The following is a 10,456-nucleotide window of genomic DNA, read 5'->3' as shown; positions in this document are numbered from 1 at the left end:
GCGCAAGCCCAACATCTAGGCCTGCCGGGAAGTTGTCGGTTATGTGACGATCACGTTCGCCCTTCGACTTGGACGACTTGCGGTACATGTCGTCGGCCAAGCTACAGACTTCGTTGATAGGTCGCTCGATCATGTGGCGGAGCTGACTCGGCAGCGCCACCCGCATCTTCGCCACGTTGATGTTGAATGCATCGTCCAAGTCGGTATCGAACTCGACGCTTGCGCGAGCGAGCTTTGTGTGCTCGTCAATGCTGCGGACTCCCGCCCACCCGCCCCATTGGATTAACCGGCCTGCACGGTAGGTGTACAGCCCCTGCTGGCGGTTCCACTTAAGCGGTCCCGACATACGTTCGAACTCTGACGGAGAACTGAACTGATCGCGGCCCGGAAGTACGAACCGACGCAGGGTCACCTGACCGGCGGCGTCACCGTGTTCGATCTCGAAAACCTGCTCGACCAGTTCCTGGGTTCCCGATTCGGACCGAGCAAAGGGATCCCACGGGACGAGCTTCTGACCGTTGACTGTGATTACGAGACGCTCGGTGCCGACCTCGCCGCTGAGGAATTTGTGAAAGACCATCGCGAGGTGCTCAGCGGCCTTCTGCTGCAGCGTTTCAAATCGACGCCTCGCCCAACCGCCCGAAGCATTCTTAGCGGGAACAACGCGGTCAAGATTCTCCCAAATCACGACGGTCCCAGGCGCATCCTCGAGCAGGTTGCGCGCCCGCTCGATGACTTCAGTCCGATCCGGCTCGATAATGAGCCAGTCATCAAACTCAGCTATCAAGTCAAGGTCAAGTTGCCTAGTCTGGATGACGCGCCGGCCGGCTGACGTCCGCGTGACCACTGTCAAGCGACGCCCCTGTGACAACGATGCCGTCTTGAGACCGAGACCGTAGCGTCCGAGGTCGCCGGACCCGTATTTCCGCCGGCTGCCGAACCTCATCGCTTCAGTCAGACCATTGATATTCATCCCTTTGCCGTTATCAGAGATGAAAACGCGCGACGCTTTGCCGTCGAACTCGACGACGACGTTCACCTCGGTCGCCTCAGCCGTGATGCTGTTGTCGACGAGGTCGGCGATGGCCGAGCTGAAGTCGTAACCGATGTCTCTCAATGAGTCCGTCAGGCGCGCCGCCGACGGAGTCACGCTGGTCGTGCCTATTAGCACACCGCCCCCTTTCGTCAGGACCAGGGTCTCACGAATCGCTGGCCTCATCTATTTGACCCGCCGAGCGACCAACACGTTCCTGCCAAACTTTGTAGATTTCCGCTGCGGCTGCCACTGGGTCCTCGTGTTCCCATACGTGAACAGGTACCCAGCCCATATCCTGCAGCTGTCGATCCTTCCGACGATCGCGCGCCACGTTCCCATCGAGCTTCGCGGCCCACCAGATCGAATTGTTCTTTGGCGACGTTCCATGTTCCGGACAGCGGTGCCAGAAGCATCCGTCTACAAAGACCGCGACCCGTGCTTTCGTCAATGCGATGTCTGGCGTCCCTGGTAGGGGACGGAGATGCACGCGGTAGCGCAAACCGAGTCGATGCAACTCACGACGTAGCGCGAGTTCGACGCCGGTGTTTCCGCGGGGCATCGACTGCATCTGACGCCGGACGATTTCGTTAAGCGGCCGCGGTCCGATCCCGCGGCGACGGTCTTGGGAAACCACTTATCTCCCGGGAAGAGAGTTGTAGGCACACTCGGCGCAGTTGGTGCTCACAAGGGTAGAACGTCGACAGCTGCGTGCGTCTCGGCATGGGGTCGATGCCCGTTCCGAGTGATCCCAAGTTAGTCGGCGGCCGAGTAATCCGAAACAGGCCAATCGCGCGCTAAGGTTAGCCAGATCGGGCGCCCCGTGTGGAGGTGGGGGCATGGTTCACGCGCGCGCGCCTTAAGTTGCCCGATGTTTATCTGGCGGGGATATCCTCCGGGTATACGATTTGCGGAACGTATTCCGGGTGCGCTCGTCGAATCCGTTGAGAGCATTCGGATCGCGACCGCTAGCTGCCGGAGAGCTCGACGTCGCGATGTTGGGCGAAATTCCAGATGATCTCGGCCCATGCGCCAGCCAGCATCGCGATGGATTTCCAGGCGACGTCGCCGACTAAATCGCGGAGCTCGAAGTCCGTGCCCACTCGCGATTCGGCGACCAGGACGTCGCCTGAAACCGTTCGCGTGCGAGCATGTTCAGTCCAGCTGGGACGGGACGGATGCGCTGTATGCTGCTAGGTACCCCACGCCGCCACTCGGATGACACTTCGTGCGGGCTGCTGGAGCGTCGGCTGTCGCGACCTCAAGCGCGGTGTTTCCGGTCTATCCCATGGTTCTCGTGAGACGAGGAGGTCTGAAGGATTATGGGCAGATGGATTCGGCTATGCCCGTTGTGGGCTTCGTGGCCTTCCCGCCGCCGACAACGCAAACGGTGACAACGCAAACGGTTCCTGCGGCCGAGTTGGGATCGGAACGATGACTAGTAGATCTCGTTCAGAGGCTGCGCTTTCGCTGCCGCTATGCCCGACGTGGCCGATCACTCTCACCCCAGCGATTTCTGGGCAGATGAAGTAGCAAGAGGTAGTAACGAGCATGTCGAAGTCCATCGAGACCTGTTACGAGGACCTCCAGCAATCCGGAAGCGGGAGAACCACGGAGCGCGCATCCTCCATCGAGCGCAGAACCTTGGTTGCGGACAACCACGTGGCAGCCGATAACAGGTTCGAGAAAGGGTCCGAGACGGACGCCAATGCGCATTGCTGGCGTCAGTTTTCAACTTTATGCCAGAACACTGTCGCGTCAGGTACGCGATTCGTAAATGCGTTGAATATATCGGCTGTCGCGAGGGCCGCTACCATCGAGCTCGGCGTCAATTCAATCGACGGGCGTGGCACGGCGGTGCGGATTTGGGTCATCCGAGCTGCTGGGTCGCGAAAGGTTTGAACGTGGACGAGAAGATCATTCGTCGGACACTGATCGACGTCATGAGGCGCCAAGGGATCTCGCCCGAACAAGCCGCGCAAGAGACAGCACGCGGCTTCGGAATCGATCCGAGCCAGTTCTCAGGAGTTCTCGAGGAAATCAAGCATGAGGCCGACCGCAACTTCGTTCTGGACTCGCCACCAGGGGTTTTCGCTGATGGGCTTCATGCTGAGGCGAGTACGATGCGTTGGTACAACGGGCCACAGGAGGGCGATCGATTCTGGCCTCAACTACGAGCGAAGCTGGAGTCCGGTAGCCTCAAATCTGTAGTCGACGAGATCGAGAATGCTTCCACCAAGGTCGTCGCTCATCTGGGATCCCCCTACGTCCGCAACCTGTCGAAGCGCGGCCTCGTGGTGGGCTACGTCCAATCAGGAAAGACGGCAAACTACACGGCGGTGATGGCGAAGGCCGCAGACGCGGGCTACCGCCTATTCATTGTACTCTCCGGGCTGCACAACAACCTACGGCGACAGACGCAGGTCCGTCTAACGAATGACTTAGGTGATGAGTATTGGCACCGTTGGACGTCGGCGGATGCCGACTTTGGCGGAGCCGAGCCTGGAGCACCCGTCCTTGTGGGCGGAGTGCCGTCGCTGGCCGTGGTGAAGAAAAACCAGTCCCGCCTGAATTCTTTAATTGACTGGCTGGACACAATTCCACTCGAAATTCGGAGGCGGAGCCCGATCCTTCTGCTCGATGATGAGGCTGACCAAGCGACACCGAACTCGGCGCAAGCGCGTGATCAGTTAACGAGAATCAACCAGCTCGTCCGCGATCTGTGGTCGAAGATCCCGACCGGCACCTACATCGGCTACACCGCGACGCCATTCGCGAACATATTTATGGATCCAGACGACGAGGAGGAGTTGTATCCCGCCGACTTCATCATCGACCTGCCGCGGCCCGATGCTTACTATGGAGCCGAGCGTGTATTCGGTAGGGAGCCGATCGACGACGCTGACGAGCCGGACTCCGGTCTTGATATGGTCCGCGAAGTGACCGACGACGAAGCCGAGTGCCTGCGAGCGCCTTCGGCGAAAACAGAGCGACTTTTATTCGATCCTGATTTGCCGCAATCGCTTATCGACGCAGTTGTCTGGTTCGTCGTCGCTACGGCAATCCGACATGCGAGAGGACAAGAGCGCGAGCACAGTTCGATGCTCGTGCACACGACTCACTATGTACAGCCGCATTTTGCTATGAAGGCTAGGCTCGATGACTTGCTCAACGAGTTCAGAATTAGATCTGAGAAGAGCGACCAATCCGTTTTCCTCGCCTCCTACCAGAAGGAAAGCGCACGCGCTGCAGAAGAGGCAACGCTTCCGCTACCGGCTTGGAACGATGTGGAGAAGCGTCTGAGTACCGTGCTGAAGAGCATCAGAGTGGTTGTCGATAATGGCTACTCCGATGACCGGTTGGACTACGGACGCAAGGAGAATGGGCGGTCCGTCGTTGAGACGGTAATCGCTGTCGGTGGAGGCACGCTCTCCCGCGGTCTGACGCTGGAGGGACTTGTAGTGTCGTTCTTCACACGAACGTCGAACACGTACGACACCCTGCTGCAGATGGGTCGGTGGTTCGGTTACCGCCCTGGATATGAGGATCTTCCGCGAATCTGGATGCAGCCAAGCCTCGAGGCAGACTATAAATTCCTCGCTCTCGTCGAGGAAGAGATACGACAAGACATGCGCCACATGGAACGGATGAAAGTTACGCCTCGCCAGCTTGGTGTCCGAGTTCGGGCCCACCCAGGCCGATTGGCCATTGTGGCTCGCAACAAGATGCATCACGTCGATGCGGTACGGATTTCCTACTCAGGGCAGAGGCTTCAGACGTTTATCTTTTACGAGGACAATCGGATTCTCACAGGGAGTAACAATGGTGCTCTAGTCGAGAATCTTGCGTCCACGCGCAACTTCCTCGATGCCTGTCGCTCGGCGGGGAATGCAGTCGATAGTCGAAAAAGCGCCCGTTGGTTGTTCAAGGACGTTCCAGCCGCCGTTGTGACGTCTCTAATCCGCTCGTACACCTTCCATGAGGATCAGTCGACGGTGCGGAAGGAAGACATGCTCGGCTGGATTGAGCGGGCTGCGTTCGATCGGCCATGGAATGTCGTGGTCGTTGGAAGCGACAAAAAACACCGGGATCTCGAGGGTCAACAGATCGAACTCGGTGAAGTGGATCTCGGCTTTGATCGCCTCGTCCCAGCAGTCAATCGCGCGCCTTTGAAGGATCCGAAGCACACGACGGGCACAGCGAACATCAAGGCACTGATGTCGCACAATGACTGGTTCGCCGACCTCGACCCTGATCAGGTCAGGTCGCTCGGAGACCGTGCGAAGGAGGATCCCAAAGGGGTACGAAGAGAGCTTGCGGACGGTCGCGGTCTTGTCGTCATCTACCCAGTCAGCAAGGACTCAGTGCCAATGGGCGCGGCGTTGAAGACCGACAGCCGTCGGGACATGGAAGCCGCCGAACACCTCGTTGGGTTAGGCCTAGTGTTCCCGAACGTCGATCGCGAAGGTTTCGCCATAGAAGGCACTTACTATTCCGTCCACCCAGATTGGGAGCCAAGTGCTGTGGACGACGAAGAGGACGAAATCCCCGAGGATCGTGAGGCAACTATGGGCTCTTCCGGAACAGGCGAGGCCGAGTCGAGTGAGTGAGGTGGGCGAACACTTCGTCTTCTTGGCTGCCGAAGCAAGGCAGATCTCAGGGACGCGATTGCTCACCCGACCGGTGGGACTCACGCTCCACGGCCGCGATGTCCTCGTGGCTATGGATGCAGTTGATGAGAAGCACTTACTTGTGCCCATCTCTCATTCGACCGTAGCGGAAGACCAATCGAGCCAAGGCGTCACACTGGGTTCGCGAACGTTGCGTGTCGGTACGGTCGATGTCGCCTTTGCGGACCTGCACTGCCGCATCCCCTCGCTCGACCTTGTCTTCGAACGACTTGTTGATGATGTAGTAACGCGGCTTACCGACGGCGCCGTGGATCCGGTCAGTACTTGTCGCCGTGCGCTCGATGACTGGCGGTCTCTCCTCAAGACAGCTGGCGGGGGAATCTCCCGAGAAAATGTGATCGGTTTGGTTGGTGAGCTAGAGGTACTGCGCCACTTAGCTACCCACGCGCCAACTTCCGCCCTCGACAGTTGGCGCGGTCCATCGAAATCCGTTCACGACTTCGTGCGGGTCGGCTGGGAGCTTGAGGTCAAAACGAGCACCTCAATTTCTGGCAACGTCATAACGGTGTCGAACATTGACCAACTCGACCCCCGCTTGGTTGATACCCTGCACCTCTTGGTCGTTCACGCCCGGTTGGATGAAACGGCACCTAGCCTCGACGAACGCATCGATGAACTCGTTGCGATTGGGGTACCGCGAGGCGCACTCCTCGCGAAGGTCGACGCGGCGGGGTATGTCTACGAGAGCGGAATAGATATCGACGACCGCTACACCGTGCGGTCAGTGCGAGCCTGGTTGGTCGATGACTCCTTCCCTGGCCTACGGGGTGACGAGATAGGCGAGGTACGGCTCAAGGGTGTGGACAAGATTCACTACGAACTGAACCTCGACGCCGCGCCGAGCCGGCTGAGCGATACGGAATTAGTGAGCCTCGTCGCCAAATGGACGAAAGCCGAGACGTGAAGGAATTTGAACTACAGCGGGCGCTGGAGCCCGTAAGGGATTATCTCTCGGGCAAGGAGGTGAATCTCAACACCGTCCTAGCTGCCTACCTTCGGTCGAAGGGGTTGCCCGCTTCTGGCCAGCCGTGGCAACGGGCCAAAAATGCTCTACGGCAGGGCGCAAGCTTCCCAGACGCCGTCCTCGCAGCCGAAACCCGCCCCGCCACCAGCGCCGACTACGGCCCCGTCGCACAGAGTGATGAGCCCGCACCGTACTCAGGAACGAGCCTTGGATGGTTCCCAAAGCAGTTTGGACCAGGCGACCTGGACGGTGTAGGTGCGAAGCGCCTTTTGGGGACGCCCGACCTTGAACGGGCTTCGGTATTAGTTCGCGAGATGGCTCAGAACAGCTGGGACGCTCGGGGGACATCGCCTTCAATCGCGTTCGTACTGAACCTCCGACAACTCGACTTCCCCACGATTCGGGTGCTTCGCGAGCGGGTCTTTACCGGGGACGCCCCTAAGACCGGGCTCTCGGAGCTCCTCCGACGCGATACAGTCTGGGCACTTGAAGTCTCGGACCGGGGGACTGTCGGACTCGGTGGACCGATCCGCAATGATCTCGCGGTCGAGCAAGGCAAGGACACAAACTTCATCGACCTTGTCTTCAATATCGGTGCGCCTCGAGATGTGCATCTAGGCGGCGGCACATACGGCTTCGGGAAGACGATCTCGTACCTAGTTAGCAGTGTCGGCGCCATCCTCATAAGCTCCCGCTGTGAGGGATCGCGAGGCGTGGAGCAGCGTCTCATCGGGTCGGCAATCGGTGACGGGTTCGAAATGGACGGGTATCGGTACACCGGTCGTCACTGGTGGGGCAATGCCATTCGCGACGAGGACCGTGTCGAACCTGTGATCGGCACTTTAGCCGAGGAACTTGTTGGGCTGGTATTCGCAAAGAAATTTGCGCCCCAAGACACTGGCACCAGCGTCCTCATTCTTGCTCCTGAACTCGGCGGCGAATCCTCCGAGGAGGACGTGCAGATGCTCGTGGACGCGGTCGTCTGGAATCTTTGGCCCAAGCTGGTCTTGGACCAGGACGGCCGCTCGAGGATGACCGTCAGCGTTCAGCTTAATGGTATGGAACTGCAGCTTCCCGATATCGGAACTCATGCCTCTCTCAGCGGACATGCCGATTGCCTTCGGGCTGTGCGCGCTACCCAATCGGGCAGGGACGTAGAGTCACTCGGTTTGAGGTATCCCGTCAGTGTCCAAGAAGTTAGGAGTGAGCGGCCGCGAAAGCTACTTGGGCATATAGCTTTGACCCGGTACCCCGTGCCACGGAACGCCCTCGATCAATCGCGGTGGGTGACTTTGATGCGCCACCAAGCGGAGTTAGTCGTCAAATACATCGAGCGCCAGCCGCTTGACGTTGGAGGTTTTCAATGGGCAGCAGTGTTCAAACCTGTCGCGGCTGTGGACGACTCCTTCGCCCTTGCTGAACCACCTGCCCATGACGATTGGATCCCGAAGGCCGTTCAAGATAAAGCGTGCCGCCGCGACGTCAACATCGCGCTCGATCGGATACGGAAGTTGACTGATATTTTCATCAGCCCGCACAACGGTAAACCGTCGAGCGTCGAACCAATAGAATCGGCAGCAATTGCAGGGGATGCTCTCGCGGGCCTCCTTGGCGGGATTGCAGGATCCGCCCCCGACGGACGAAAGCCGCCTTCACAACCCGCCGGAATGCGTGGTGCGCGGCCCCGTGTGGAGGTTGTTGAGGTTGGAACCGCGGATGCGCGTGCGCCGGGTTGGACGCGTACATGGCTCGGCATTCAGCTCTCGGACTCTGGTGGCGCGTCGCTTCCAGTAGACGTAGCAGTGCGCGTGGGAATTGACGGCGGAAGCGAGACCGACCTCGATGCCATCCGGATCCTCGGATGGAAAGCAGCCGAGACGGCCACCGACATGTACGAGCTGTTGCCCATCGAACTTGCTCCAGATGAGGTCCGTCGGTTCGAGTTCGAAGCACGCAGTGATCTCGCCATAGATATTGATGCAAAGGTCGTCGGTCAGTAATGGCCAAGCTGCGTTTGTTACCACACCGAACTGCCGATTCAGCAAGCGTCACCTTCGGTGACTGGTGGATCGAACGAGACGCCGCGCGAGTTGCACTCCCCCACTTGCTTGGTGGTTGGGACTATGCCAGCAAAGAGATCGTTGGGTTGAGCTTGACGATCGACGAGGATCTATTCCTCGAGAGCACGGGTCTTCGGGATCTCGGCGATGTGGAAGTCCTGCTAGTCGGCGATTGCAAGGATTCGCAGGTGCGGGTCGTTAGTCGACACAGCTTGGAGGCTCGGGCGCCGGTGTGCAACACGGCCTTCGATCTCGCCCTACCCGCTGGACAGCTTGCGGGCTCACTGACACTGATGGCGATTATTGTGTTGGCTCGCAACCTGCCACGAACCGGCGATCGGATCCCGTATCTGCGTGGGGCAAGGCTGATCTCGTCCAAAGCGACCGTGGTTGCCCTCGAAGGTGAAGCCTCACGATTTCCCACAGAGCCGGCCGCATTCTCACGTCTGTATCTACCAGACGCTCCGTGGACGCTACAAATTACGTACGAAAGCCTCGACGCCAGCTTTATGGGCGGTGTGCGTTTGCTCGTCAATACCGAGCACCCAGTTGGTCGGATGCTGCTAGACGGTGCCACCGCTGCTCGAGTCTCGGGCATTGCTATGGCCGATGTCATACGCCTTCTCGTCGCCAGTGTGTCCGACCACACCGAAGACCTCGAGAGCACGGACCATGAAGAAGGCTCGGTCGCATACGTGCTTGGCAATATGTGTGAGTTCTATCTCGGTCGGGAGCTTGCTGCGGCCATCCGGCTGTATCAGACGGAGCCACTTCAGTTCGATCGCCTGCTGCATGAGCGTATTAAGCCACTCACGAAGGTGTTCGAGTGAGTCAGCTGGTATATCCGCGCTTGTCGTACTCAGAAGCTCAGCTCCGAGTCGGCGAGATGTCGGCTGCATTCAAGTCTGGGAGATTGCATGCGCTCGAAGAACTCGCCGCGTGTGATCATCCGAACGCCGCACCAGTCGCAACGGGTGGACGGGTAGCAGACGTGGATCACATCGCGAAAGTCCGAGACGCAGTAGTTAGCGCCGTCGATATTTGGAGAGAACGCGGAAGTGTAGGTCGCGCAGATGCAGCCAAGTTCGATCTGGCGATTGGTCGGGTGTTGCACGATGCCTTACAGATTATCCCAAGCGACGCCGCGCATGATGAAGTCTGGAATTTTCTGACGCTGGTGGTCTTCCCAGATATCGCGGTGCTGAGATTCCCCGACATGCATCCGAGCCGGATGCTTGGCAGTAAGCGAAATGCGTTGCGGCGCGCTTGGTTACGGCGCGACACATTTGGCGACCTGACGGACCGGTACCCACGGCCTCTTGGTGAAGATGAGATGGTCGGTCTCTTTGAGCGTTCGGCTATGGCACGTAATCGCCCACTGATACGCGCTTTGGGCTCGGCGGTCATGGAATACTCGGGACCAGCGCGGTCCGAGTGGGCGCGTGCGTTATATAAGAGGGTCCGTTACTCGACCGGGCCAAGGTCACTGGATGGGTTCACGGAGGAGGATCTGGCACCGCTGATTCGCGGAGATGAAGTGGCCCATAGCCCGCTCGGGCGGCGCCACAGACTGAGTGAGGCACTTAAACAACGCGATCAGTAGACGACCAAACAGCGCGAGGACCGACTTGGAAGTTCAGTTCGGCGTGATGGAGTTTCACAATCGAGCCCAATGTCGAATTCGGCTAACGCCACATACCCTGCCCTG

At 59.0% G+C, this 10,456-nt stretch carries 8 protein-coding genes; 5 read left to right on the top strand and 3 right to left on the bottom strand.

What is annotated here, in order from left to right:
• The 3 genes from A5707_RS06110 to A5707_RS24735 all read right to left on the bottom strand — a co-directional run.
• Positions 1 to 1,150, bottom strand: a 1,150-nt coding sequence (locus A5707_RS06110) for an ATP-binding protein (protein ID WP_232000639.1), incomplete at its 3' end; no start/stop codon positions are given.
• Positions 1,151 to 1,199: 49 nt separating this feature from the next.
• Positions 1,200 to 1,604: a very short patch repair endonuclease gene (locus A5707_RS23040; protein WP_082969281.1), complete on the bottom strand. Its 405-nt coding sequence runs from the start codon at positions 1,602 to 1,604 to the stop codon at positions 1,200 to 1,202.
• A 397-nt stretch (positions 1,605 to 2,001) separates the two neighbouring features.
• Complete coding sequence (locus A5707_RS24735; RefSeq protein WP_269455139.1) at positions 2,002 to 2,136, bottom strand: hypothetical protein; 135 nt, start codon at positions 2,134 to 2,136, stop codon at positions 2,002 to 2,004.
• A gap of 801 nt (positions 2,137 to 2,937) precedes the next feature.
• On the opposite strand from A5707_RS24735, the gene A5707_RS06100 reads away from it, so the two are divergent.
• Genes A5707_RS06100 through A5707_RS23695 form a run of 5 tightly spaced genes read left to right on the top strand, consistent with a single transcriptional unit; the run spans position 2,938 to position 10,351 of the window.
• Complete coding sequence (locus A5707_RS06100) at positions 2,938 to 5,643, top strand: Z1 domain-containing protein (RefSeq protein WP_065013614.1); 2,706 nt, start codon at positions 2,938 to 2,940, stop codon at positions 5,641 to 5,643.
• 1 nt (position 5,644) lies between these two features.
• A complete protein-coding gene (locus A5707_RS06095) occupies positions 5,645 to 6,628 on the top strand; it encodes a PD-(D/E)XK motif protein (RefSeq protein WP_065013613.1) in 984 nt (327 codons plus the stop codon).
• Positions 6,607 to 8,688: a hypothetical protein gene (locus tag A5707_RS23700; RefSeq protein ID WP_156657609.1), complete on the top strand. Its 2,082-nt coding sequence runs from the start codon at positions 6,607 to 6,609 to the stop codon at positions 8,686 to 8,688. The genes A5707_RS06095 and A5707_RS23700 overlap by 22 nt, the downstream gene beginning before the upstream one ends.
• Complete coding sequence (locus tag A5707_RS06070; RefSeq protein WP_065013608.1) at positions 8,688 to 9,578, top strand: hypothetical protein; 891 nt, start codon at positions 8,688 to 8,690, stop codon at positions 9,576 to 9,578. The genes A5707_RS23700 and A5707_RS06070 overlap by 1 nt, the downstream gene beginning before the upstream one ends.
• Positions 9,575 to 10,351: a hypothetical protein gene (locus A5707_RS23695; RefSeq protein WP_156657607.1), complete on the top strand. Its 777-nt coding sequence runs from the start codon at positions 9,575 to 9,577 to the stop codon at positions 10,349 to 10,351. The genes A5707_RS06070 and A5707_RS23695 overlap by 4 nt, the downstream gene beginning before the upstream one ends.
• Positions 10,352 to 10,456 lie beyond the last annotated feature (105 nt).

Source organism: Mycobacterium kyorinense, assembly GCF_001672775.1.
Classification (GTDB): Bacteria; Actinomycetota; Actinomycetes; order Mycobacteriales; family Mycobacteriaceae; genus Mycobacterium; species Mycobacterium kyorinense_A.
The sequence above is the reverse complement of the archived record's forward strand: the minus strand, read 5'-3'. Positions and strand labels throughout refer to the sequence as shown.